At 57.9% G+C, this 24,873-nt stretch carries 25 protein-coding genes and 2 tRNA genes; 13 read left to right on the top strand and 14 right to left on the bottom strand.

The window, feature by feature from the left end; genetic code table 11:
* The first annotated feature begins 63 nt into the window (after nt 1–63).
* The 3 genes from recJ to ACR0EL_RS05460 all read left to right on the top strand — a co-directional run bounded on the left by recJ (nt 64) and on the right by ACR0EL_RS05460 (nt 2,089).
* Nucleotides 64–1,806 carry a single-stranded-DNA-specific exonuclease RecJ gene (gene recJ / locus ACR0EL_RS05450; protein WP_480498785.1) on the top strand — a complete coding sequence of 581 codons (1,743 nt, stop codon included), beginning with the start codon at nt 64–66 and terminating at the stop codon, nt 1,804–1,806.
* 108 nt (nt 1,807–1,914) lie between these two features.
* A tRNA-Glu gene (locus tag ACR0EL_RS05455) sits at nt 1,915–1,989 on the top strand.
* Between the two features lie 25 nt (nt 1,990–2,014).
* Nucleotides 2,015–2,089 (top strand) — tRNA-Glu (locus tag ACR0EL_RS05460).
* Nucleotides 2,090–2,135: 46 nt separating this feature from the next.
* On the opposite strand, the gene ACR0EL_RS05465 is transcribed toward ACR0EL_RS05460, so the two are convergent.
* Nucleotides 2,136–2,918, bottom strand: coding sequence for a DeoR/GlpR family DNA-binding transcription regulator (locus ACR0EL_RS05465; RefSeq protein WP_480498786.1), 783 nt, complete (start codon nt 2,916–2,918; stop codon nt 2,136–2,138).
* 403 nt (nt 2,919–3,321) lie between these two features.
* Between ACR0EL_RS05465 and ACR0EL_RS05470 the strand changes: the two genes are divergently transcribed.
* The 8 genes from ACR0EL_RS05470 (at nt 3,322) to ACR0EL_RS05505 (ending at nt 10,879) form a co-directional block, all read left to right on the top strand.
* Entirely contained in the window at nt 3,322–5,061 is a 1,740-nt protein-coding gene (locus ACR0EL_RS05470; RefSeq protein ID WP_480498787.1) for an ABC transporter substrate-binding protein, read from the top strand.
* 81 nt (nt 5,062–5,142) lie between these two features.
* Nucleotides 5,143–6,192, top strand: a complete 1,050-nt coding sequence (locus tag ACR0EL_RS05475; RefSeq protein WP_480498788.1) for an ABC transporter ATP-binding protein — start codon at nt 5,143–5,145, stop codon at nt 6,190–6,192.
* Between the two features lies 1 nt (nt 6,193).
* Nucleotides 6,194–7,267, top strand: a complete 1,074-nt coding sequence (locus tag ACR0EL_RS05480) for an ABC transporter ATP-binding protein (RefSeq protein ID WP_480498789.1) — start codon at nt 6,194–6,196, stop codon at nt 7,265–7,267.
* A complete protein-coding gene (locus ACR0EL_RS05485) occupies nt 7,267–8,130 on the top strand; it encodes a carbohydrate ABC transporter permease (RefSeq protein WP_480498790.1) in 864 nt (287 codons plus the stop codon). Before ACR0EL_RS05480 ends, ACR0EL_RS05485 begins: the two co-directional genes overlap by 1 nt.
* Entirely contained in the window at nt 8,127–8,924 is a 798-nt protein-coding gene (locus ACR0EL_RS05490) for a carbohydrate ABC transporter permease (protein ID WP_058280831.1), read from the top strand. The genes ACR0EL_RS05485 and ACR0EL_RS05490 overlap by 4 nt, the downstream gene beginning before the upstream one ends.
* An 8-nt stretch (nt 8,925–8,932) precedes the next feature.
* Complete coding sequence (locus ACR0EL_RS05495) at nt 8,933–9,334, top strand: DUF2160 domain-containing protein (RefSeq protein WP_353008023.1); 402 nt, start codon at nt 8,933–8,935, stop codon at nt 9,332–9,334.
* A 65-nt stretch (nt 9,335–9,399) separates the two neighbouring features.
* Nucleotides 9,400–9,795 carry a BlaI/MecI/CopY family transcriptional regulator gene (locus ACR0EL_RS05500; protein WP_480499005.1) on the top strand — a complete coding sequence of 132 codons (396 nt, stop codon included), beginning with the start codon at nt 9,400–9,402 and terminating at the stop codon, nt 9,793–9,795.
* On the top strand, nt 9,782–10,879 hold the full coding sequence (locus tag ACR0EL_RS05505) for a M56 family metallopeptidase (RefSeq protein ID WP_480498791.1): 1,098 nt from the start codon (nt 9,782–9,784) through the stop codon (nt 10,877–10,879). Before ACR0EL_RS05500 ends, ACR0EL_RS05505 begins: the two co-directional genes overlap by 14 nt.
* A 5-nt stretch (nt 10,880–10,884) precedes the next feature.
* Here ACR0EL_RS05505 and ACR0EL_RS05510 read toward each other — a convergent pair whose 3' ends face one another.
* The gene (locus ACR0EL_RS05510; protein ID WP_480498792.1) at nt 10,885–12,351 is read right to left on the bottom strand and encodes an MATE family efflux transporter; all 1,467 of its coding nucleotides are present in this window, start codon (nt 12,349–12,351) and stop codon (nt 10,885–10,887) included.
* Between the two features lie 298 nt (nt 12,352–12,649).
* Here ACR0EL_RS05510 and ACR0EL_RS05515 point away from each other — a divergent pair, with 298 nt between their 5' ends.
* The gene (locus ACR0EL_RS05515) at nt 12,650–13,750 is read left to right on the top strand and encodes a Hint domain-containing protein (RefSeq protein ID WP_480498793.1); all 1,101 of its coding nucleotides are present in this window, start codon (nt 12,650–12,652) and stop codon (nt 13,748–13,750) included.
* Here ACR0EL_RS05515 and ACR0EL_RS05520 read toward each other — a convergent pair.
* The 11 genes from ACR0EL_RS05520 to ACR0EL_RS05570 all read right to left on the bottom strand — a co-directional run bounded on the left by ACR0EL_RS05520 (nt 13,747) and on the right by ACR0EL_RS05570 (nt 22,774).
* Complete coding sequence (locus tag ACR0EL_RS05520; protein WP_480498794.1) at nt 13,747–14,865, bottom strand: alpha-hydroxy acid oxidase; 1,119 nt, start codon at nt 14,863–14,865, stop codon at nt 13,747–13,749. The two genes, ACR0EL_RS05515 and ACR0EL_RS05520, sit on opposite strands and share 4 nt — an antisense overlap.
* Nucleotides 14,865–15,419 carry a sulfopyruvate decarboxylase subunit beta gene (gene comE / locus ACR0EL_RS05525; RefSeq protein WP_480498795.1) on the bottom strand — a complete coding sequence of 185 codons (555 nt, stop codon included), beginning with the start codon at nt 15,417–15,419 and terminating at the stop codon, nt 14,865–14,867. Before comE ends, ACR0EL_RS05520 begins: the two co-directional genes overlap by 1 nt.
* Entirely contained in the window at nt 15,416–15,922 is a 507-nt protein-coding gene (gene comD, locus ACR0EL_RS05530; protein WP_353008029.1) for a sulfopyruvate decarboxylase subunit alpha, read from the bottom strand. The genes comE and comD overlap by 4 nt, the downstream gene beginning before the upstream one ends.
* A gap of 50 nt (nt 15,923–15,972) precedes the next feature.
* Nucleotides 15,973–16,383, bottom strand: a complete 411-nt coding sequence (locus ACR0EL_RS05535) for a universal stress protein (RefSeq protein WP_480498796.1) — start codon at nt 16,381–16,383, stop codon at nt 15,973–15,975.
* A 23-nt stretch (nt 16,384–16,406) separates the two neighbouring features.
* Nucleotides 16,407–17,384 (bottom strand): alcohol dehydrogenase catalytic domain-containing protein, encoded by a 978-nt coding sequence (locus ACR0EL_RS05540; protein ID WP_480498797.1) that lies wholly within the window; start codon nt 17,382–17,384, stop codon nt 16,407–16,409.
* A complete protein-coding gene (locus ACR0EL_RS05545; RefSeq protein WP_480498798.1) occupies nt 17,381–18,142 on the bottom strand; it encodes an SDR family NAD(P)-dependent oxidoreductase in 762 nt (253 codons plus the stop codon). The genes ACR0EL_RS05540 and ACR0EL_RS05545 overlap by 4 nt, the downstream gene beginning before the upstream one ends.
* Nucleotides 18,135–19,442, bottom strand: coding sequence for a histidinol dehydrogenase (hisD, locus tag ACR0EL_RS05550; protein ID WP_480498799.1), 1,308 nt, complete (start codon nt 19,440–19,442; stop codon nt 18,135–18,137). The genes ACR0EL_RS05545 and hisD overlap by 8 nt, the downstream gene beginning before the upstream one ends.
* Before the next feature lie 12 nt (nt 19,443–19,454).
* On the bottom strand, nt 19,455–20,783 hold the full coding sequence (locus ACR0EL_RS05555) for a TRAP transporter large permease (protein WP_170532424.1): 1,329 nt from the start codon (nt 20,781–20,783) through the stop codon (nt 19,455–19,457).
* A gap of 11 nt (nt 20,784–20,794) precedes the next feature.
* Nucleotides 20,795–21,307, bottom strand: a complete 513-nt coding sequence (locus ACR0EL_RS05560) for a TRAP transporter small permease (protein WP_170532422.1) — start codon at nt 21,305–21,307, stop codon at nt 20,795–20,797.
* 111 nt (nt 21,308–21,418) lie between these two features.
* Nucleotides 21,419–22,564: a TRAP transporter substrate-binding protein gene (locus ACR0EL_RS05565; protein WP_480498800.1), complete on the bottom strand. Its 1,146-nt coding sequence runs from the start codon at nt 22,562–22,564 to the stop codon at nt 21,419–21,421.
* Nucleotides 22,565–22,588: 24 nt separating this feature from the next.
* Nucleotides 22,589–22,774 (bottom strand): hypothetical protein, encoded by a 186-nt coding sequence (locus ACR0EL_RS05570; RefSeq protein WP_170532418.1) that lies wholly within the window; start codon nt 22,772–22,774, stop codon nt 22,589–22,591.
* Nucleotides 22,775–22,909: 135 nt separating this feature from the next.
* Between ACR0EL_RS05570 and ACR0EL_RS05575 the strand changes: the two genes are divergently transcribed.
* On the top strand, nt 22,910–23,929 hold the full coding sequence (locus tag ACR0EL_RS05575; protein ID WP_480499006.1) for a LacI family DNA-binding transcriptional regulator: 1,020 nt from the start codon (nt 22,910–22,912) through the stop codon (nt 23,927–23,929).
* On the opposite strand, the gene ACR0EL_RS05580 is transcribed toward ACR0EL_RS05575, so the two are convergent.
* Nucleotides 23,930–24,817, bottom strand: coding sequence for a sterol desaturase family protein (locus ACR0EL_RS05580; RefSeq protein WP_480498801.1), 888 nt, complete (start codon nt 24,815–24,817; stop codon nt 23,930–23,932).
* Nucleotides 24,818–24,873: the final 56 nt, after the last annotated feature.

The raw sequence follows: 24,873 nt of genomic DNA on the forward strand, positions 1-24,873 counted from the left end.
TATTTGTAAAGAGATTAAGAGGCCGGATCCATGTGGGTCCGGCCTTGGCATATGAGGGGCAGGATGAGCTTTCTAGCAGTTGAGAAGTCATTGACGGGTCGGCGATGGGTGGGCCCCTCACCCGAGGTTGAGCGCGCGACTGAAATGCTGGTGCAGCAGGCCGACTTGCCGCGCGCAGTCTGCCAGGTACTGGCACGACGCGGCGTGCCTCCGATGGAAGCAGCAGGGTTTCTGGAACCAAAGCTGAAGGAGCTGTTGCCTGACCCGCTCAGCCTGAAAGACATGGAAGTCGCGGCGACGCGCTTTCTCACTGCGGTGCGCGAAAGGCAGCGTATCGCGGTTTTCGCGGATTATGACGTAGACGGTGGCAGTTCAGCGGCGTTGCTTTTGGTCTGGCTGCGTCAGATGGGATTGCAAGCGACGCTTTATGTGCCGGACCGGATCGACGAAGGATACGGACCGAATGTGCCTGCCATGCAGGAGCTGGCGGCAGCACATGACCTGATCATCTGTGTCGACTGCGGCACCCTCAGCCACGAACCCATTGCAGCAGCCAAGGGTGCGGATGTGATCGTGCTGGATCACCATCTGGGCGCGGAAACGCTGCCGGATTGCGTCGCCGTCGTGAACCCGAACCGGCAGGATGAAAGCGGTGATCTGGGCTATCTCTGTGCGGCTGGGGTAGTCTTTTTGATGCTGGTCGAGGCCGGGCGGCAAATGCGCAAAGCAGGCGCCACCGGGCCGGATTTGGTCTCTCTGCTCGATCTGGTCGCGCTGGCCACGGTGGCCGATGTCGCCCCCCTGATCGAAGCCAATCGCGCGCTGGTACGGCAGGGGCTGAAGGTCATGGCCGGGCGGCAGCGGCCCGGCTTAGTGGCCTTGTCCGATGTCGCCCGAATGGATGCCGCCCCAAACAGTTATCATCTTGGGTTTCTGCTGGGACCGCGTGTCAATGCCGGGGGGCGCATCGGTCAGGCCGATCTGGGTGCGCGGCTGCTCAGCACCGACTCGACGTCCGAGGCCGAAGCACTGGCGCAACGGCTGGACGCGCTAAACACAGAGCGGCGCGACATCGAAAACGCCGTGCGCGCCGCCGCCTTGGAACAGGCCGAGGATCGCGGTCTGGACGCGCCTTTGGTCTGGGCGGCTGGCGAAGGCTGGCATCCAGGCGTGGTCGGTATCGTCGCCTCGCGCCTGAAAGAGGCGGCAAACCGGCCAGCGATTGTGATCGGATTTGACGGTGATGAGGGTAAAGGTTCGGGCCGATCAGTCTCGGGCGTTGATCTGGGGGCTTCCATTCAACGCCTGGCAGCCGAGGGGCTATTGATCAAAGGCGGCGGGCACAAGATGGCGGCAGGGCTGACCGTGATCCGGGATCAGTTAGAGCCTGCAATGGCGCGCCTGTCGGAGTTGCTGGAAAAGCAGGGTGCAGGGCAAGGTGGACCAGCTGATGTCAGGCTAGATGGTGCCCTGATGCCCGGCGCAGCAACGGTGGAGTTGATTGAACAGATTGAAAAGGCAGGGCCTTTCGGGGCTAGCGCCCCTGCCCCACGTTATGCATTGCCCGATCTGCAAGTGCGGTTTGCCAAGCGCGTGGGTGAGACGCATCTGAAACTGTCTCTGTCTGATGGAATGGGCGGCGGGCTGGATGCCATTGCCTTTGGCGCCTTCGACGGACCGCTTGGGGAACGGCTGTCAAATCATGGCGGTGCACGGTTTCACTTTGCTGGTCGGCTTGAGGTGAACACTTGGGGCGGACGGCAAAATGTGCAGCTTCGGCTTGAGGACGCAGCCGAAGCCAACTGATAAGGATTTTGTCTGCCCTTTCAGCCGTTCAAAAACTTTCACATCCCTGCATTTTTCGGCTTGCGGGGGTCGGGGTGAAACCGTAAAAGGCCCTCCACAAGCCAGCGTGGCCCGTTCGTCTATCGGTTAGGACGCCAGGTTTTCAACCTGGAAAGAGGGGTTCGATTCCCCTACGGGCTACCACTTGTGCTTGCGCCAGATACCAAATGGCCCGTTCGTCTATCGGTTAGGACGCCAGGTTTTCAACCTGGAAAGAGGGGTTCGATTCCCCTACGGGCTACCACTTGGTGAAACTTCTTTGACCTAGGTTCAGCATCTTGCCACGCAGGCTAACCCGCCGAAGCAACCTGTAGCTTGATCCCCCATTTCGCGATCTGGTCTGCAAATGCCTGCTTCGGAGCGCTGTCCGTGACCAACATATGAACCATCCGTGGGTCTGGCCCAACATAAGGCGCGGACGCATCGAATTTGTGCTGATCCGCTGCCATCACAACGTGATCGGTATGATTGGCAACTGTGGACGCTAAATCAGCCTCAGCCGCGCTTTGGTATAAAAACCCTTTACTGTCCGAGATCGCATCGGTGCTGAGGACCGCCAAATCGAATGCGTAGCGCTGCACCTGCTTGTGTGCGATATGCCCGAACGTGCCGCGTTCATCGCTTTGCATCTCACCGCCCAACAGATGCACCCGGTTGCCGTTGACCCCAACCAATGTCAGCGCCACGACGATTGAATTGGTGACGATGGTCAGGTTCTGGGCCTGGCGCAATTCTTCCGCGACAAAGGCGGTCGTTGATCCGACATCCAGGAAGACAGTCATTTGATTCTCGACCATGGTCGCAACATGCCGAGCAATCGCGCGTTTTTCATCGGCGTGCTGCGAAATACGACGAAAGAAACCCGGATCGCCCTGCGCTCCGGCCAAAAACACGCCGCCATGAACCCGCTCGACAGTACCAGCCTTTGACAGGGCTTTGATCGTACGGCGCACGGTCTCTTCCGAGACGTCCAGCATTGTGGCCAGTTCAGTGTTTCGGGCGGTACCACCGAGGCGCTTCAACGCCTCAAGTAATTCAAGTTCCCGATGGGTGTTGAGTGCGTGTTTTTTCACATTCCGCTCCGAAGAATCGAACTGGCGCACAAACTACAAATCAGGGTTGGTAAATCCAGCAATTTTGCCTTCTTTGGATCATTCTAGGCTCAAGCCTTGGTTGTTTTGGCAACAGAAGGATCAACGAGAGTCGTAGTTCATAGCGTGCACAGATCCTACTGGGTGGTATCGTATAATTGCGTCACCACTCCCAGCTCATCGGAAGCCAGATACGAAGTATTTTAGTTTATAATCAATGCATTATTTACGTCGCTCAACCATTTCAATCTCATCATTCTTCACATCTCGGAATGCCCAAAGGTCAATTACTAAAAATTTAGTTTGACACATACGCAAGAAATCGCTGATGCTTCCCCTCATCCGGTTTGCGCCGGACGCAACCAAAATCTTTGGGAGGAGACAGATGCGGAGACATCTACTTTCCGCAGTGGCGGCGGCTGCCGTCATTGCGGGGCACGGTCCTGCTTGGGCCGACGAAGCCGCAGCACAACGTTGGATTGACGACGAATTCCAGCCATCAACCTTGTCGAAAGACGAACAGATGGCCGAGATGCAGTGGTTCATCGAAGCTGCACAACCCTATGCGGGCATGGAGATTAACGTCCTGTCCGAAGGCATCCCCACCCACTCGTATGAATCCGAGGTTCTGACCAAGGCGTTCGAGGAAATCACCGGTATCAAGGTCAACCACCAGATCCTGGGTGAAGGCGAAGTGGTACAGGCCGTACAGACCCAGATGCAAACGGGTCGGAACCTGTATGACGGATATGTCAACGACAGCGACCTGATCGGAACCCACTCGCGCCTGCAGTTGGCCTACCCGCTGACAGACATGATGGGCGGTGGCTGGGCGGCGACAACCTCGCCGACGCTGGATCTGGATGACTTCATGGGCATTCAGTTCACCACAGGTCCGGATGGCAAGCTATATCAGCTGCCCGACCAGCAGTTCGCGAACCTCTACTGGTTCCGCAAGGACTGGTTCGATGACGAAGCCAACAAGGCCGCGTTCAAAGAGAAATACGGCTATGATCTGGGTGTTCCGGTCAACTGGTCCGCTTACGAAGACATCGCCGAGTTCTTCACGAATGACGTCAAGGAAGTCGATGGTGTGACAATCTATGGTCACATGGACTACGGCAAGCGTGCGCCTGACTTGGGTTGGCGTATGACCGACGCCTGGCTGTCGATGGCCGGTGCTGGTGACGTGGGCGAACCGAATGGTGTACCCGTTGATGAATGGGGCATCCGCATGGAAGCGGGCACCTGTAACCCTGTCGGGGCCTCCGTCTCGCGTGGTGGTGCGGCCAACGGTCCGGCTGCGGTCTATGCTATCCGCAAGTGGGATGAATGGCTGCGGGCCTACGCTCCTCCAGGTGCGGCGTCTTATGACTTCTACCAGTCGCTGCCGGCACTTAGCCAAGGCAACGTGGCCCAGCAGATCTTCTGGTACACCGCCTTTACCGCCGACATGGTGAAGCCGAAGTCCGAAGGCAATAACACTGTCGACGACGAAGGCACGCCGCTATGGCGCATGGCGCCCAGCCCGCACGGCCCCTATTGGGAAGAAGGCCAGAAGGTTGGTTATCAGGACGTGGGTTCCTGGACCTTCCTGAAGTCGACCCCCGAGGATCGTGCTCAGGCAGCTTGGCTCTATGCCCAGTTCGTGACCTCGAAGACTGTCGATGTGAAGAAGTCCCATGTGGGTCTGACTTTCATCCGCGACAGCTCGGTCAATCACGAGTCGTTCACTGAACGTGCACCCAAGCTGGGTGGTCTGGTCGAGTTCTATCGCTCGCCTGACCGTGTGGCATGGTCGCCGACCGGCATCAACGTTCCGGACTATCCGAAGCTGGCCCAGATCTGGTGGCAGCAGATCGGTGACGTGAACTCGGGTGCGTTTACGCCGCAAGAGGCGATGGACCGTCTGGCCGAAGAGATGGACATCACCATGGCCCGGATGCAGGCCGCGGATGAAAGCGCCGGTGTCTATGGTGGCTGTGGTCCGCGCCTGAACGAGCCGCAGGATCCTGCCTTCTGGCTGGAAAAAGCGGGCTCGCCCAAGGCCAAGCTTGAGAACGAAAAGCCGCAAGGCCAGACCGTCAACTATGACGAACTGGTTCAGCGCTGGCAGTCTCAGTAAGCTCGAAAGAACTGGGGGTGCCGTTTTCGGCACCTCCTTCCCAAGACCAGTGCGTGCACTGAAGGACCGGAATCCACGGACATGATCGAACTACAAGACGCCACCAAACGGGTTGGCAACACCATCCATATCAAGCCCACGACCCTGACGTTGCGCACCGGCCATTTCAATGTGCTTTTGGGGGCGACAGGATCGGGCAAGACCTCTCTGATCAAGCTGATGGCGGGGCTGGACCCGATTGCCTCGGGCAAGGTCTTTATGGATGGGCAGGACGTCACTAAGCTGAACACACAAAAACGGCAGATCAGCTTGGTTCACCAGTTCTTCGTGAACTACCCGCACATGACCGTTTTTGACAACATCGCCTCGCCTTTGCGCGTGGCTGGCATGGCGAAATCCGAAATCGAAGGCCGCGTGGAAGAGGCTGCTGACCTCTTGCAACTGCGCCCGATGCTGCACCGCCGCCCGCATGAGCTGTCGGGTGGCCAACAACAACGGACCGCCCTAGCGCGTGCGATTGCGAAAGAGAGCCGGGCTGTGTTTCTGGATGAGCCCCTGGCAAATCTGGACTACAAGCTGCGTGAGGAATTGCGCGAACAACTTCCTGATCTGTTTGCAGGACGCGGTGCCGTTGTCGTCTACGCGACCTCGGAACCCGAAGAAGCCCTGCTTTTGGGCGGTTACACGGCTTTGATGGAAGACGGTCGCGTCACGCAATTCGGTCCGACCGCAGACATCTATCGCAATCCCGAAAACATCGCGGCCGCCCGCGTTTTCTCGGACCCGCCGATCAATGTTGCCCGCATCACCGTATCAGGTGCGCAGGCACAATTGGCAGGCGGCGGAGGCTGGACGGTCTCGGACATGGCCGACGGAGACTACATGGTCGCCGTGCGCCCGCATCGTGTGACACCGTTCCGCACATCGGATGCTGATGTGGAACTAACGGGCCGCGTGATCGTGACAGAACTGTCGGGTTCCGACTCCAGCGCGCATTTCAGGCATGGATCGGATGACTGGGTGTCCCTGGCCGTAGGGGTGCACCCCTATGAGGTCGGCGAAGATCACAGTTTCTACATGAACCCGGCCCATTGCCGGTATTTCGGCCAAGACGGCCAAAGGGTGGCCTGACATGGCACAGATCAAGCTTTCCAACCTGCGACACAGCTATTTCCCAACACCAAAGGGACCCGAGGACTATGCGTTGAAAGAAATCGATGTGACCTGGCGCGATGGCGGGGCCTATGCTTTGCTTGGGCCATCGGGCTGCGGCAAGTCCACGCTGCTGAACATCATCTCGGGCTTGCTGACCCCGTCTGAGGGGCAGATTCTGTTTGATGGTCAGGATGTTACAGCCCTGCCGCCAGATCAGCGCAACATCGCGCAGGTGTTCCAGTTTCCGGTGATCTACGACACGATGACCGTGGGCGAAAACCTGGCGTTCCCGCTGAAGAACCGAGGCGTCGATGCCGCGACGATCAAACGACGTGTCAACGAGATTGCCGAGATGTTGGACGTCACGGATATGCAGAACACCCGCGCCAGCGGCCTCAGCCCGGACAATAAGCAGAAAATCTCGATGGGGCGCGGTCTGGTGCGCGATGACGTGAACGCGGTGATGTTCGACGAGCCGCTGACCGTGATTGACCCGCACCTGAAATGGAAGCTGCGCTCGAAGCTGAAAGAGCTACACCAGCGCGTCAAAGCCACGATGATTTACGTGACCCACGACCAGACCGAGGCGCTGACCTTTGCCGACGAGGTCGTGGTGATGCAGGAAGGCGAAGTGGTGCAGATCGGCACCCCGGTCGAACTGTTCGAGCGCCCTCAGCACACCTTTGTCGGTCATTTCATCGGCTCCCCCGGCATGAACGTCCTGCCCTGCGAGGCCAAAGGCGACCGCGCGCTGTTCGAAGGCCACGAGGTCATACTGGAAGGCCCCACCCACGGCGAGGGTGGTCGCACCGATCTGGGTATCCGCCCGGAATATGTGGGCTTCGGCGACACGGGCATCCCGGCGCATGTCACCAAAGTGTCCGATATCGGCCGCCACTATGTGGTCAGCGCGATGGTCGGCAATACGGCCCTCAAGGCCGTGACCGAACACAGTGTGCCTGAACCGGGCTCACAGGTCTTCCTGCAATTCAAACCAGAACAATCCCGCGTTTACCGCGACGGCTGGATCGCAACCGAGGAGCGCAGCTGATGAGAACAGAAAACCAAAAAGCCTGGTTCTTTGTCCTGCCGGTGCTGGCACTGGTCGCGTTCAACGCGCTGGTGCCGATGATGACGGTGGTCAACTACTCGGTGCAGGAAACCTTCGGCAACAACCAGTTTTTCTGGGAAGGTCTGAGCTGGTTCGAGCAAATCCTGCGCTCGGACCGTTTCCAAGCGGCCCTTGGTCGGCAGTTCCTCTTTACCTTCCTGATCCTGCTGATCGAGGTGCCCTTGGGTATCATCGTCGCCCTATCGATGCCCCGCAAAGGGTTCTGGGTGCCAGTCTGTCTGGTCCTGATGGCCCTGCCGATGCTGATCCCGTGGAACGTGGTTGGCTCGATGTGGAACATCTTCACCCTGCCCAAGATCGGCCTGTTGGGCTATTTCCTGAATGATGTTCTGGGCATCAACTATGACATGACGCAACAGCCTCTGTCGGCCTGGATCACGGTCATCGTGATGGATGTCTGGCATTGGACATCGCTGGTCGTGCTGCTGTGCTATGCAGGCCTCGTGTCGATCCCGGATGCCTACTATCAGGCCGCGAAGATCGACGGAGCCAGCCCATGGTCGGTGTTCCGCTATATCCAACTGCCCAAGATGAAGACCGTCCTGACCATCGCCGTTCTGCTGCGCTTCATGGACAGTTTCAACATCTATACCGAGCCATTCGTACTAACAGGCGGTGGCCCCGGCAACTCAACCACTTTGCTGTCGATCGACCTTGTGAAGATCGCCCTGGGACAGTTCGATCTCGGCCCCGCAGCCGCGATGAGTCTGATCTACTTCGCTATCACGCTGCTAGTCAGCTGGGTCTTCTACACTCTGATGACAAAGGATGACGCGCAATGAAGAAGCGGTCTCTTATTCCGATCCTCTATATCGCGTTTCTGATGCTGCCGATCTATTGGCTGGTGGCGATGTCCTTCAAGACAACGAACGAGATCCTGTCGGGCTTTTCCCTGTTTCCCCAGACCTTTACGCTGGAAAACTACATTACCATCTTCACCGATCCCACGTGGTACTGGGGCTACATCAACTCGATCATCTACGTGACGATCAACACAGTGTTGTCGGTCTGTGTCGCCCTGCCTGCCGCCTATGCGTTCTCGCGCTATCGGTTCCTGGGTGACAAGCAGTTGTTCTTCTGGCTGCTGACCAACCGGATGGCCCCGGCGGCGGTGTTCGCGCTGCCGTTCTTTCAGCTCTATTCGTCGATCCACCTGTTCGACACCTATCTGGCCGTGGCTCTGGCGCATACGCTGTTCAATGTGCCGCTGGCGGTGTGGATTTTGGAAGGCTTCATGCGCGGCATCCCAAAGGAACTGGACGAAACCGCCTATGTCGACGGCTATTCCTTCCCGCGCTTCTTCGTGACGATCTTTTTGCCGAACATCAAAGCGGGCGTGGGCGTCGCAGCCTTCTTCTGCTTCATGTTCTCGTGGGTGGAAATGCTGCTCGCCAAAACCCTGACTGCGGTCGAGGCAAAACCCATCGCTGCCGTGATGACCCGCACCGCCTCCAGCGCGGGGTATGAGTTGGGTCTGTTGGCAGCCGCCGGAACCCTGACCATCATCCCCGGTGCCATCGTCATTTGGTTTGTCCGCAACTACATCGCGCGTGGTTTCGCGATGGGACGTGTGTGAGGTTCGATATGCGCAAACTTCTTCTTGCCCTCCCCTTCCTCCCAACTATCGCCGTCGCCCAGCAAGCTGGCTGGGGCAGCGTCGGCCAGCAAGAGGAAAAAGGCTTCTCTTGGACCGACCCTCTGTGGCCCGATTTCTGGATGGCGTGGACGCCAGCGACTTTGGCCCTGTTCGTCGGCATCTTTTCGGCCATCGCGCTGATCGGCCTGCTCGAAGGGTTCAAGTACCGCGACGGGATCGAACGGCGTGGCGTGTTGGGCCTGACAACCACGCTGGGCGATAGGCTGTTTATCACACTATTAGGTTCGGCCTATATCTTCCTTGCCTGGCTCGGGCTGGTTGGTCAGCCCGTCTGGACCCCGCTTTTCCTCTCCATCGGCTGGGGCATCTTCGTCTTCTGGAAAGTTTAAGCTTTGCGAAACAGCGAAAGGATGCTTGTCTGACAGGCAGACCAAACATGACGACACCGAGATCAATGCGTAAGAAAAAGACGACAAACCTGCTGACCGAAGTCGAACTGGAGTTCATGAACGAGCTCTGGGCGCTGGGGCAAGGTTCGGTGCGTGATGTTTTGGATCGCCTGCCCCCGGAACGGAATCTGGCCTATACATCAGGCGCCACGATCCTGCGCATACTCGACGAAAAAGGATTTGTCGAAAGCCGCAAGGATGGCAAGACGCTGATCTATCGGCCACTTCTGGACAAGGACAGGTATCAGGCACGCTCACTTCAGAACCTGTCGCGGACGTTGTTTGACAACACGCCCGCCTCGCTGGTCGCCCGACTGGTGGATGATGAAGGTCTGAGCGAAACCGATCTGGAGGAAATTCGAGCACTGGTAGAGAGGAGACTGCAACATGACCGCGGTTAAACCGGTACTCGACGCTTATCTGGAAATGAATATCGTGCTGGGCCTGTCCGCTGTGATCTGGGTGATCGCACGGGCTGCTTTGGCCCGCACATCGCTGCGTGGCGGCTTTATCGCACAGCTGCGCGCGTTCAAGGTGCTGTGTATCTGCCTTCTGGTCAGTCCGCTGCTTGCGCTTGGTGTGTCCGCTCTGGCCAGCCTCATCTGGCCGGATCGAGCCGTTGCGCTTGGTGATATTGCTGTCGCCGCCTATCTGCGGGGCGAGATAGCCATGCCTGCAACCCAATTCGAAGCACTGTTGAACACACGAGAGCGTTGGTTGGATCAGATCCTGTCCGGTCAATCGACCGCCTTTACGCTCCTCTTGGCGATATTGGCCGGCATGGCGGGTATGCTGGTGCTGCGTGTCACCCGCGACGCCCTTGCCATCCGCGCCACGGTCGAGACCAGCTTTCTCTGGCGTCAGTCAAACAAGGTGGATATCCGCCTGTCCGATCGCATCACAGTTCCGTTCGCCGTGCGCGGCCTGCGCCGTCGTCACGTGGTGTTGCCCAGTCATCTTCTGGATACCCCGCGCGAGTTGCGCTTTGCCTTGGCCCATGAGTTTCAGCATATCCGCGCGGGCGATGTGGAATGGGAGCTTGGGTTCGAACTGCTGCGCCCGTTTCTGTTCTGGAATCCGGCCTATCTGGTCCTGAAATACCAGTTTGATCGCCTGCGCGAGCTGGCCTGTGATCAGTCGGTGGTCGCACGCAAACGGATCGACTCTCGCGAATACACCACATGTTTGCTGGACTATTGCGCACGCACCGTGTCCGTCGGTCACCCGCGTGTTCTGAACGTCGCGCTGGTCAGCGGGGGCAAAGCCAAACATGTGCTGCGGCAGCGCGTTCTGGCTTTGACCGAAGCACCGCATGTAGCGGCCCCCCTGCCCGTGTTCTTTCTGGGTCTGACGCTGATCTTCGCAAGCCTTCTAGCCGTTGGCTCTGCGTCCGTTCAGCAAAGGCACGACTGGAGCCATGATCGGCTGATGCTGTCGACCGTTGTGAACCTTGAGCGCCTGCAAGCGCGCAATCAGGGGAACTGAGGCAGCTACCAACCCCGCCGACCAAACAGCGAATGGATGCGGTTTTGATCCGCGAAGGGCTCAGCTGTTTGTGTCCGCTGCAGGCCGGACACCACGCGCATGACCAGACCCCAGCTGATCACAGCGAAAATGACACCACCGAACGCTTGACCGAGCAGGACACCAGATGCCCCGGCAAGGCTTGACCCGATCGTCGCAAATATCCAGGTGCCGACCGTATGACGACCCCAGTTGATCCAGGTTGAATAAACCGGATGACCCAGATTGTTGAAACTGGCGTTCGCGACAAAGATGACACCGTTGAAAAACGACGCCAGCGCCAATGGTCCGCAGAACAGGTAAATCAGGGTGCGGGTTTCGCCTTGGGCAGCAAATAGATCTGCGATCGGCGCGCGCAGCAGAAACAGGATCGCAGCCATACCAAGAACATAAATTGCAGTAAATTTGATGCCCGCCAGATAAGCTGCGCGAACACGGTCGAATTTCTCGGCCCCGTAGTTTTGTCCGATAATGGGACCAATGGCCCCCGAAAGCGCAAAGATCACCGAAAACGCCACGGGTAACAAACGCCCGATCACTGCCATACCGGCGACAGCGTCTGTTCCGTATTGGGCAATCTCGCGCACGACGATGGCGTTGCCGATGGGTGTGGCCACATTGGTCAACACCGCCGGGATCGCAATGGCCCGAACAGGCCGGATATCCTGTACCACTTGTCTCATTGAGGGGCGCGCAAAGGCCTGATGCACGCGCAAGGCAGGCCACAGGGCGGCGGCCAGCATACAAACGCGCGCGATCACGGATGCAATCGCCGCTCCATCGAGCCCGAGCCCGACCCCGAAAATCAGGATCGGGTCAAGAACCGCGTTCACCACGCCACCATAGATCGTCGCCATCATCGACCGGCGCGCATCCCCATGAGCCCGCAGAACCGCCATCGACGCCATTGCAATCGACATCACCCACATCGTTGGCAAAATGATCGAGACATAGCGGGTCGCCAGCCTTAGAACTTCCCCCTCGGCTCCGAGCAAAGATAGCAAAAAGCTGATGTTTAACAGCACCAAAGCAGAGACTATTAACCCGAGGATTAGACCGATCACAGCCACACTGGAGGCATAGTTGCGGGCTTGTTCAGGCTGGCCCGCGCCGAGCTCTCGCGCGACAAGCGCGCCTGCTGAAATCGACAGCCCGATATTGATCGCGTTGGTAAAAAACAGCAGCGTACCGGCATACCCCACCGCCGCAGCCAAGGCGTCATTTCCCAGCATTGAAATGAAGACCATGTCGACGAAATCAACGGCGAAAATGGCCATCAATCCGATGCTGGTGGTCAGCGACATGCGCGTCACGTGGCGCATCAGACTGCCGTTCAGAAATATCGCCTCACGTGCAGAAGTCTCGGCCAAGGTCCCGTCCTGATATTGCGGTTTTGTAATCGTGTTCCGAAACACCGGCGATGTGAAACACATATTCCAATCCGAACCCTCTGTGTGAGGTTTTTACGCCAGCGTGTGGCGCGCGAGTGATTTCTACCCAGTCCATCCCACCCATTGGTCCAGGATCGCAGCCGTCGATCTCAATTTGTTTACAATTTGTTATGGGATTTCTGACTGGCCCACACAATTTTTTAGGAGTGCCGCCTATAATTCGCCTTAAACAAGCTGTAAGCGTGGCGCTGCTTGGTTGCCTTTGGATGTCATCCCGCAACATCTTAGAGAGCCAAACAATGACAAAGTTTTACCCAGTGGATGAGTTTCAGGTTTAGTCATGGCGAACTATTCATATATCGGCTACGCGCCGGGTGTCATTTCAGTAAATTTTTTCGGCCAGGATACCATCACCTTATCCGCAAGCTATGACCCAGCGACGGATCGCAGGGTCTTTGATGTCGAGGACGCGGCAGGTGGCACCATTTTGAACGGGGGCAACCCGCTGCCTGACACGGGAACCGTGTTTAACGGCGACAGGTTCAGCAACGAAAACGGGGATGACGCGACGCAAACAGGCGTTGTTACCAATCTGGACGGGTCGACAACCTTTGCCAGCGGTGACATCTATCTCGAGGAATCTTACATCCTGACGGTGCCCGGTGGCGGCAGCATCACCGTCTATGCCGTTGAAGTCGAGGGCACCCTTGTCGGATACATCACGTCTGAGCCACTTGACCCGGGCGTGACCTACAACATCCAGGTCGTCAATGTCACGCCGACAAACGCGCCTGACACGACCGACCCAACCTCAATTATCGATGTGCCCTGTTTTGCCGCTGACACTCTGATTGCAACGCCATCGGGGCTGAAACCGATCGACTCCCTAAGTGCTGGTGATTTGGTTTGCACGGCTGATCACGGGGATCAGATCATTCGCTGGATTGGGTCAACTCAACTGGATCAGGCAGCGCTGGCGGCTAAACCCAAGCTCAAACCGATACGGATTGAGGCTGGTGCTTTGGGCCGAGGGTTGCCATGCCGCGATCTCTTGGTGTCGCCTCAACACAGAATGCTGGTGCGTTCGCCTATTGCCACCCGGATGTTCGACGCCACAGAGGTTCTGGTGCCCGCTCATATGCTGACCGACCTGCCGGGTATCAGCCGTGAAGACCACGCCCAGTCGGTCACTTACTACCACATGCTATTTGACCGCCATGAGGTTGTGTTTGCTGAAGGGGCGCCGTCAGAAAGCCTGTTTACGGGCCCGCAAGCCATGGACAGCTTACCCCAAGCTGCGCGCGCCGAGATTCTTGAGCTATTCCCCGACCTGAGGCAGCCTGGGTACGTGGCACGATCCGCGCGACACATTCCATCCAAAGGTCGACAAGTTCGCAATATGGTGCAGCGACACCTTAAGAACGACCGCACTTTGATCTAGGGCTGACGGGCGTTCTGACCTGCCGCTTGTGCGATCTGAGTGGCACCGATCTGGGCCATGGCGATGCTCATCTCATCGCTGAGAACCTGCCACAGCTGGTGCAGCCCCTCTTCGCCCCCCGCTGCAATGGCGAATTGCAGGATCCGGCCGAAGAAAGTGAAGTTCGCGCCTGTGAGAAGGGCTTTCAACGCATCCTCGCCGGAACGCAAGCCGCTATCGTAAAACAGCGGAAATGTTTCTCCGACTGCGGCGCGGATTTCGGGCAGGATGGAAAATGGGGCCGGCGCGCTTTCAAGTTGCCGGGCGCCGTGGCTGGAGACCTGAATGGCGTCCACCCCGGCGGCCTTGAGAGCAACCGCGTCTTCAACATCCAATACACCTTTGACCACCAGATGCCCCGACCACCGATCCCGAAGGCTTGCCAGCGTGTCCCAATCTGCTTTGGCGCGGCTTTCGGTTCGGTCAAACTCGTACCCGTCCATCAGGAAATTGGCCATTTGCGGCTTACCGTGCACGAGGGTCGACAAGGACCAGCGCGGATGCAGCGCGAAGTCCAGAAACTGACGTGGACCCAACCGGAACGGCATGCGGAACCCGTGCCGCAACTCTCGGGGCCTGCGCCCAACCTCAGGGACATCGACAGTCAGAACAAGGGTGTCGTACCCCGCAGCCTTGGCTCGATCCACAAGCTTAGAGGTTCCTGATCCATCCCCGCTGAAATATAGCTGAAACCAGGCATTGCCCTCTGACACCTCCAGCATCTTTTCCATCGGGGTGGAGGCCACAGTCGATACGCCCAACGGCACCGAATAGCGGGCAGACAAACGGGCCAGCATCAGATCAGCCTCTGGGCCCGACAGGTTGCACATCCCCATGGGCGCAATGCCAAAGGGACGTTGCGCGGATTTGCCAAAGACAGAGCTTGCCAATGACCGCTCACTCACATCCCGCAGGATTCGCGGACGCAGGGTCATTGCATCCAGGGCGGCCCGATTGCGCGTGGCCCCGACCTCAGCACCCGCAGCACCATCAATGTAGTCGAACACCATCCACGGCAAACGCCGCCGCGCAAGGCGGCGGGCGTCTTCCGCACTGTGGATGTCGCTTGCGGCCATCAGGCCTCGACAGCCTTCATAAAGCGGTCTCGGATCACCACCGGGTCCATCGTGATAACCGGCATCTTAGCGTTGCCGCTTTCACATTTGCTGACGATAATAGTCATCTGTTTGCTGTCCAGCGCCTCTTGCAGCACGCGACCCGTATCCTCGGCGGCACATTCGACTACCCGCTCACACCCGGCGGCCTGCGCCATTTTCGTCAAAGAGGTTTTCTGACCCGCATAGGTTGGCTGGTCTCCGGTTGAGCCGTAAGAGCCGTTGTCGACGATCAGCAGGATATAGTTATCCGCCACGTTATTAGCGATGGTTGGAAGTGTGCCCAGATTGGTCAGGATCGAGCCATCCCCGTCAATCACGATCACCGGTTTAGGCTGCGCTAAAGCCAGACCCAGACCAATGGACGAAGCCAAACCCATGGTACCCAGCATGTAGAAATTCGTAGGCTGATCATCGATGGCGTGCAGTTCCTGGCTGGGAATGCCAATGTTGCAGACCACAAGTTGGTCGCGCAGGATCGGGGCGATTTCTTTCAGAATCTCAGAACGGATCATTGGTCGCCATAGCCTCCCCAAAAGTTCGCATCGGTCAGAATGGCAACCGGTTTGTTGCACATGAATGTGTATTTCAGGATCATATCGAGTTCTTCGACATCAGATTGATTGTGGAAGTGGTAGGTCGGGATGTTCATCTGTGCCAACAACGCCTTGGTATGCACAGCCATCTCGACCTGACAGGCGACTGGTTCCCGCAATTCCCCACGATACGAGATCAGCATGGGCAGTGGCATCCGGTAATATTGGATCAGCGTCGCCAGTGTGTTGATCGTCACACCAATGGCCGTGTTCTGCATGATGATGGCAGGGCGTTTCCCGCCCATCCAGGCACCTGCGCACAGGCCCATGCCTTCGTCTTCCTTGTTTGACGGGATATGGAATATGCCCTCGCGCTGGTCGATTTCTTCTATCACTCCGGCCAGTTGCTTGCAGGGGACGGTCGTCACGAACGAGATGTCGTTCGCCACCAGATCGTCAGTGATCTTCTTGTCTATGTTCATGGTCCAGCTTTTGGTCCTGTTTAGGGCGCGGTATGCGCGATTGATGATGTTTAGGTTCTGCGATGCACATGCACTGCACAGTGCGCGTGGCGAACGACGCGCGAGGCGGTCGATCCCAGAAAATAGTCGCTCAGGTCCGGCTTGTGCGAGCCGATCACGATGCAATCGATACCGTTGCTGTCGGCATAGTCGATGATGGTGCGTGCCGTGTGTCCTTTGACAATCTCGGCAGTCACACCATCTAACCCTTCGACCTTGTCCAGCAACTGGCGACGGGCACGCTCGAACCCTTCGGCGACCAGTGTTTTGTCCAGATAGGCGCTGACCGAGCCCTGAGGCATCTCATAGACATGCAAGGCAACGATCTCGGCCCCATCTTCGGACAGGGCGTGGGCAACCTCCAGCGTGTGTTGCGAGATGCCGTGATCCAGCGCCATAGGAACAAGAACTTTCTTATACATATCAATCTCCTTTTCAGCCCGGTCTATTCCCACGGGTCCAGGATAATCTTTGGCGCGGTAACCACGCCAGTGCGCAGGTCGCGAAACGCCCTTGCCCCTTCGGACAGAGGGCGCGCTTCGGTCCAGTCTAAGGCACCCAAACGCCCATCGAATATGGCCTGCGTCGTTTGGCGGAAATCTTCGGCGGTGTAGGTATACGTGCCGATAAAGGTGATTTCCTGCAAGGTCATGCGACGGATATCAAGCCCGCCTGTATCCTCACCCAAGCCGACATGCGCAATTACCCCACCAGGTTCTGCACAGGCCGACGCTGTCGCGCGCGTCGCTGCATAACCGACCGCATCAATCGCAATCAGATAGGTTCCCGCGGCTTCATCTAGGACGCGAAATCCTAGCTCTTGCAGGAATGCGCGTCGTCCAGAGTTCGGCTCAACCAGCGTCACGTCCTCAATGCTCATCGCTTTCAAAGCCAATGCCGCAGCCAGACCAATGGCGCCGCCGCCCAAAACCAATGCGCGTTTTTCGCTGGTCGGATGCAACGCTTCAACGACCAGTCGAACGGTGTGCCAGCTAACGGCCAAGGGTTCGGCCAAGGCGGCTTTGTCCAATGGCACACCATCTGGCACTTCAACCAGATTGCGGTCGGGCATCGACACATATTGCGCAAAGGCCCCTTCGCGTGGAGGCATCGAGATGATCTGGCGCTGCGGGCAAAGGTTTTCTCGGCCCGAGGTGCAAGCCGGACACAGCCCGCAGGACACAAGCGGATTGATCGTCACGCGCGTACCATCACGCGGGCCGCCGACGATCACACCAGCGGCCTCGTGGCCGAGGATCAGCGGTGCCGGACGCCGGGCATCATGCCCCAGATAGGCATGCATATCCGAGCCGCAGATGCCAACCGCCTGGACACGGATCAGATGCTCGTCCGTGCCGGGTGCAGCGTCGGGCATATCCCGATACGCAACCTCTTCGACCCCCTCATACACAAGCGCTTTCATTTCGCGGTGAACCCCCCATCGACCATGAGGACCTGCCCAGTGACATAATCCGAAGCTTTCGAGCACAGAAACAGGATCGGCCCGTCCATATCCTCCATCCGGCCGTTGCGCCCAGTGCAGGTTTGCGCCGCATTACGGGCGGCACGATCAGGGTCGTCAAACACGGCCTGCGTTAATTCAGTCGGGAAGAACCCTGGCCCAATGGCATTGGCGGTGATGCCATGGGGCGACCATGCCTCGGCCATCGCGCGGGTCAATTGCCCAATCCCGGCTTTGGTCGCGCCATAGGCGATGCCGCCCGGAAAGGCGCGTGTGGTTTGCAGCGAGGCAAAATTCACAATCCGGCCCCAGCCTTTTTCCTTCATCGCGGGCACCATCGCCTGGCTCAGGAAGAACGGCGCGCTCAGGTTCAGGGCCAATGTCGCATCCCACCCCTGCCCGGTCACGTCATCCGCCGCCTCACGGGTATTCACACCTGCGGCGTGGACGATGATATCGGGCGCACCAAAATGGGATGAGACCTCATTCACAAGTGCGCCCACATTCTCACGATCCGCAACATCACCGGTCACGGCGGCGGCATTTGCCCCGATCTCATCGCATAGTTGAGACAGCGCATCGGCCCGCCGTGCAACGCCAACGACTTTAGCACCAGCTTGCGCCAGAACCAAAGCCACCCGTCGCCCCAGTCCCGAGCTTGCACCAGTGACACAGGCCACGCGCCCTGTCAGATCAAAGAGCGCGCGTGGGTCATCCATCTGCGGTCAGGTCGAATTGCTCATCCGGGAAATACTTGGCCAGACGCACATCAGCGGCACGGGCATGACCCTCCATCCCCTCCAGACGCGAAATGCGGGCGGTAGCGACTGCGATGGGCTTGGACCCTTCACGCGTTGCCCGCTGCCATGTCACGATTTTCATGTATTTGTGGACGCTCAGGCCACCGGTATAGCTGGCCGCGCCCGAAGTGGGCAGAACATGATTGGTCCCGGTAGCTTTATCACCGTAGGACACGGTGGTTTCTTCACCCAGAAACAACGAGCCATAGCAGGTCAACCGGTCCAGCCACCAATCCAGATCCTCGGCCTGAACGGTCAGGTGTTCAGGCGCATAGTCGTCGGAACAGGCCGCCATTTCTTCACGATCCGCACAGACGATCACCTCGGCATAGTCGCGCCAAGCAGCAGATGCGTTTTCACGGTTAAGTTCGGGCAGGTCCTCAATCAGCGCGGGCACAAGCTCCATCACTTTTTCTGCCAACTCCCGATCATCGGTCACCAGCCAGACAGGCGAGTTATACCCGTGCTCCGCCTGACTGACCAAATCGGTCGCGACCACATGTGCATCTGCGCTGCCGTCGGCGAGGATCAGGCTGTCCGTCGGTCCCGCGATCATGTCGATACCGACCTTGCCGTAGAGAATACGCTTTGCCTCGGCCACGAACTGGTTGCCAGGCCCGACAAGGATATTCGCGCGCGGAAGTCCGAACAGGCCATAGGTCATGGCTGCTACGCCTTGTACACCGCCCATCGCCAAGATGCTGTCGGCTCCGCAGATATGCGCGGCGTAGACGATCGCAGGTGCGACGCCCTCACCCGGACGGGGAGGAGAGCATGCTGTGATATGGCGACACCCGGCTACTTTGGCTGTGGTTACCGTCATAATCGCACTGGCGATATGGCTGTAGCGTCCACCAGGCACATAGCACCCTGCCGCATCCACGGGGATGGCCTTTTGCCCCGCGACAACGCCGGGCACGATCTCGGTCTGCACATCCGACACGGTGGCTTTTTGCGTTTCGGCAAAGCGGCGCACGTTGTCATGGGCAAATCGGATATCGGCCTTCAGTTTCTCGGGCACCAAGGCGATGGCCGCGTCGATCTCGTCCTGAGTCATAAGGACATTGCCTTCGAACTTGTCAAATTTGGCGGCATATTCCAGCGCTTTGGCGTCACCCCCCGCCTCGATATCGGACAGGATGGTTTTGACCGTATCGTGCACCTCGGACGCATGAGATTGCGCCGTCAAGGTTGCCTTTTTCAGATAGTCACGCGGCATATTCAGCAAATCCTATTGGTAGATTTCAGGGAGCAATGTGGTTGAAACTGCGGGTACATACGCGATCAACAGAACCACAATCAGCATGGTCAAGACAAAGGGAACGGCGCGGGCCGCGATTTTTAGGATTGATTCTCCGGTTATCCCGGAAACAACAAACAGGTTCAGGCCCAGCGGCGGGGTGATAAAGCCCACGCCCAAGGCTGTGATCATCATGATGCAGAACTGAATCTCGTTCATGCCGATATTGTCGGCCAGAGGTTTCAGGATCGGTGCAAGGATCACGATGTTTGGCGTTGTTTCCATCACACAGCCAGCCGCGATCAGGATGCCGATCATCAGCAAGATCAGCAAGTACGGGTCATCGGTCAGGTTGGTAACAGAGGTCACAAAGCCCTGCGGCACACCCATGATCGCCAGCGCCTCGGCCAGCGGGGCCGAGAATGCAATGATCGGCAGGATCACCCCGTTCACCTTGGCCGAGCTGACCAGCATTGACGGGAAATCGGCCAGCGTCAGCGTGCGCAGTATGAAGCCCATGATAATGGTGACAACAACTGCCGTGGCACCGGCCTCGGTGGGGGTCAGACGGCCCGAGAAGATGCCGTAGAAGATGATGCCCGGCACGATGAAAGCGTACCAGCCGGATTTCAGCGCCTTGCCCAGATTGGCCAGCCACTCACCCATGGTCATCATGCCGCCGCCCTCATAGGCGTAAAGGCGGTTCATGATGATGTTGGTGATCAGGATCGAGACCAGAATGGCCAGACCGGGGATCAGCGCGGCCAGGAACAGGGTCGAGGCAGATATACCCAGCACAAGCCCGATGATGATGTAGGCAATCGAGGGCGGGATCAGGATGCCGGTACAGGCCCCTGCCGCAACCAATGCACAGGCATAGGGGCGCGGATAGCCGCTCTCGACCAGACGGTTGATCGTCATGCGCCCAACTGCGGCAGCACCCGCCGCGTCGGACCCGGAAATGGCCGCGAACATGCCGCAGACCAGAACGGTGGCCGAGCCAAAACCGCCCTTGGCGAAACAGGTCAACGCCTCGGCCACGTCCAGGAATTTTCGGGACAATCCGGTGCGAACCAGCACGTCACCGGTTAGGATGAACAGCGGCACGGCGGTCAGGGCAAAAGCATCAATGCCGGTGAAAAGGCTTTCACCCACGAGGCTGAGCGGCAGGTCGCCGGACATGACAAGCATCAGGATCGCTGCTGACCCGATCGCCGCCCAGACAGGCACGGCCATGGCGATCAGACCCACGAACAGGATCACGGGCAGATAAAAATCCCAGCCCAATTCGACCGTTTGATTGAGGGTATTCCAAAGCATCTCAGATCTCCTCAGTCAAACAGCTTGTCGCCTTCGAAGACGGGCGTGCCGTCACGAAGGGATTTCAAGTCGCGCATCAGGGATTGGATCAGACGCCAGATCATTAGCGCAAATCCGGTCGGTACAGCCATCAGGAACCAGACTTTCGAAATCCGCAAACCATCGGTGACCGAGCCGAACTTGGCCGAGACATGCACCGCCTCGTAAGACCAATAAAGGGCGATGATCGCGACAACGAACATGACCAGATCGCCGAAGATATACAGCAGTGCCTTGGGGCGCGGCCCGAGGTAATGCATGATCACATCGATGCGGATATGCGCGCGTTCCTTCACTGCGGCGGCGGCTCCGATCCATGCGAGGTAGATAAAGGAATACCGGACGATCTCTTCGCCCCAGATCGAGGAATAGGCGAAAATCTCGCGTCTTAGCACCTCGATTGCCATGGTGATAACCAGCATCACGTAGAACACCAGCAACAGCCAGCGCTCGGCGTCCCGGTCTATTTTCTGAAGTACAGTCATGTCCGGTTCCAATTCTTGGCAGCACTTCAGAATGCGGTCACGGTAACCGCTTCAACATGCTACTTATTGTGGAGCAAACGGGTGCGCCACGGCGCACCCGCCTAGATCGCATTAGGCGTCGTGGACGTAGTATTTGCCCTGCGTACCGGCCGCTTCGACCAGCTTCTCGAAGTTGTCCATCGATCCGGCCAGCTCGGTCTTGAACGGATCCCAATCGGCGTTCTGATAGCCGCCTGCGTCCTGCCATTCGGCCAGTTGATCGCCGCTGAGCGAGTGGAACTGAACGCCCGCCTTGTTCAGCTCGGCCATGGCATAGGCGCGCGCTGAAGGAACCTTGGACAGGTTCTGGTGGCTGGTCATTTCCGAACCCCACATGATGCCTTCTTGCACGTCGGCAGGCATCGAATTGAACCATTCCAGGTTACAGGAATAGACCTGACTGTCTGGCACCGCCTGAGTAAAGGTCACGTGGCTCAGGATGTCCTTGAAACCAAAGACAAACAGTGCGCCCACCGACGGGTCAAGCGCATCCGCCACGCCCTGCTTGATGGCCGAGGGGGTCTCGCCCCAGGCAACAGGCGTCGGGTTGGCACCGACCATACGGTAGTACTGCTGCAGCATTTTCGAGCCAGGCACGCGAAACTTGATCCCGCTCATATCGCCGGGCGTGATCACGGCATCGCCGCCTTGACGCACTGCAACCACGCGGGGATCGATCACGACATAGAACAGCGCCTTAAAGCCTGCGGCCTCGACCTTGGGATGCACCTCATTCTTCCAGGTGTCAGAGTGTACCAGGTTGGTGAAGCGCTGGTTCGAGCCGCAGAGATACGGCATGTTGATCAGGTCAACCGTCGATGCAAAGGGCGCAAAATTCGACAGCGAATGCTGCGCGGCCTGAATGGTTCCGCCCTGCACTTTCTGTACAAGTGAGCCACCCGCACCCAACTGACCGCCCGGCGCCAGTTTGACATAAACCTTGCCGTTTGTGGCGTTCTGGATGTTTTCTTTCAGGTCCAGCTGCATGATCGGATAGCTGCGGGACGCTCCCAGCACATAGGCGGTTGCGACGGTCATCACATGATCGGCGGCCTTTTCACGCTCGCTTTCTTCCTTGGCGGTTTGTGCTGCGGCCTCGGATGACCAAAGTACACCACCAGCGCCCGCGACTAGGGCGGCTGTGAACGCGCCACTGGCGCTCAGCTTCAGGAAATTGCGGCGCTCCGCGGACGCCAGTTCGTTTTTGTCGTTGTGCATTAAGTGCCCTCCCAAGCAGAAAATTCAGCCGCCGTTTTCGGTATCCCGATCGGCCTCTTTTTTCAGAATTGCGACAACGAACAGGATCGACGCCGCGAACAGGACCAACATTTCTCCGACATCCCCGAAAACTGCAGCATTTGCGAAGGCCCCCAAGGCAACGTTCGCAAAATAGATGACGAACACGACAATCGAGGCTGCAAGAAACATTTCCGGGACTCCCTATAGAATCGGTCCATCTTCATTTGTAAGCGCTTACATCATAAATGCAAGCGCTTACATTGATGCTTCCCCCAGACCCACGAACAGGATAAAGTTCAAAGAAATCGAAGCATGAGTTTGAAAATGCCAAAACCCCGGTCAGCACCCACCCTGGATGATGTCGCCAGAAAGGCAGGTGTGTCTACGGCGACAGTGTCCCGGTGTTTGAATGACCCGAAGCGCGTGGTCGAGGCGACACGCACCCGGGTGATGGCTGCGGTTTCAGAACTGGGGTACACTCCCAATTTTGCGGCGCGGGTCATGGCCGCGAAGCGATCCTTCACCATCGGCGCGATCATCCCAACGATGGAAAACGCAATCTTTGCCAGAGGGTTACAGGCCTTTCAGGAAGAGATTCACAACCAGGGCTATACTCTGCTGGTGTCCAGTTCAGCCTATCAGCCCGAGGCTGAAGAAGAGCAAATTCGCACCCTAGTCGCGCGCGGGGCAGATGGGCTTTTGTTGATCGGTCATGACCGTGATCCGCGCATTTTCGACTATCTGGACCGGCAGAGAATTCCCGTCGTTGTCGCCTGGTCTTTTGCTCCGAACCAAAGCGCCCCATCGGTTGGGTTCGACAACCGTGAGGCGATGCAGGCGCTGGCCGAACAGGTGATGAAACTTGGGCATACGCGCCTTGCGGCGATATCTGCGCTGACGCAAGGTAATGACCGCGCGCGGTTCCGGATCGAGGGGATAAGGGACGCAATGCGGGCAAATGGCCTGCCAGAGACATCGCTAAACGTGATCGAAACGACCTACGAGATCGAAAATGGCGCAGCCGCTTTCGAGCAGCTGATGTCCCTGCCCCGGCGCCCGACCGCCGTTCTTTGCGGCAACGACGTTTTGGCCGTCGGCGCGGTGCGTCAGGCGGAAAAGATGGGCATCTCGATCCCGGGTGAAGTCTCGATCACCGGGTTTGATGACATAGAGCTGGCGCGGATCATACGCCCCTCGCTGACAACCGTGCATGTACCCCATCGTGAAATGGGCCGCAAAGCCGCCGTCGAGCTGATTGATATGGTCGAAACCGGCTCAACCGGGCAATCGCTGCGGTTGGAAACCAATGTGATCAACCGCGAGTCCTTGGGTCCTGTCGCCTGACTATTTACCCATGATCGACTTGCGGCGTGCCTGCATGCGCTCATTCGCCTCAACCGTGCCGTCATGGAACGAGCCGAACCACTTATCCCAAGGTATCTCAAGCGAGCCGTAGTTACATTCAAAGTACCGGTGGTGCATTTGGTGGTGGAACGTACCCAAGGCCAACCTGTTCTTGTCTTTGATCACCAACCCCTGAAAGCCCGTATGCGTCGTCACCGCCGACAGCGTGTAATATTGCAGGTGGAAGATGATTTGCAGCGGATGCGCACCAACCACAAAATGGATCAGGACCGAGCCCAGATAGATCGCATGTTCCGCAGGATGCATAGACAGCCCGGACCACGGCCCCACATTGATGTTCCTGTGGTGGACCGCATGAATGTGTTTGTACAGAAACGGGAGGTGGATCAGCCTGTGAATCCAATAGAAATAGAAGCTTTCCCAAAGCGGTATCAGCAGGAAGATCGCCACAAACCAGATCGGATTCGCACCCCATGTCACCAAAGGGGCGTAGCCGTTTGCCAGCGACCAAAACATCAACACTTCGTAAGCCGACCAGAAAAACACTCCTGACCCTAACGTCCAGAACATATTGTCGCGCACCTGCCCGCCCAGGGTAAATTGCTTGCCCTTCAGCATCAAAGGCCGAGGATCATATTTTAGCTGGTCCCCCTGCGCCGAATATTTGTAGAACCACAAATGCAGCAGTCCTGCGATGCAAAAGATGAGAACCAGATTTCGAACGTAGATCTGTGCGATCCATCCGACCTCTAGCTGCGCCGCCTCCTCTAAGCTGGGACTGAGCCACAGGTAGCAGGCACAGGAGATTGCAAGGATGATGAGCTTCTCAGAGATCAGCAGCCAGGATTCCCAAACCCAGCGCAGCATAGAAAGCGGTCTGAGTGGCCACCTGAAAAAGGGAGAAACCTGTATTGGAACCTCTG

Source organism: Ruegeria sp. AH12 (assembly GCF_056541465.1).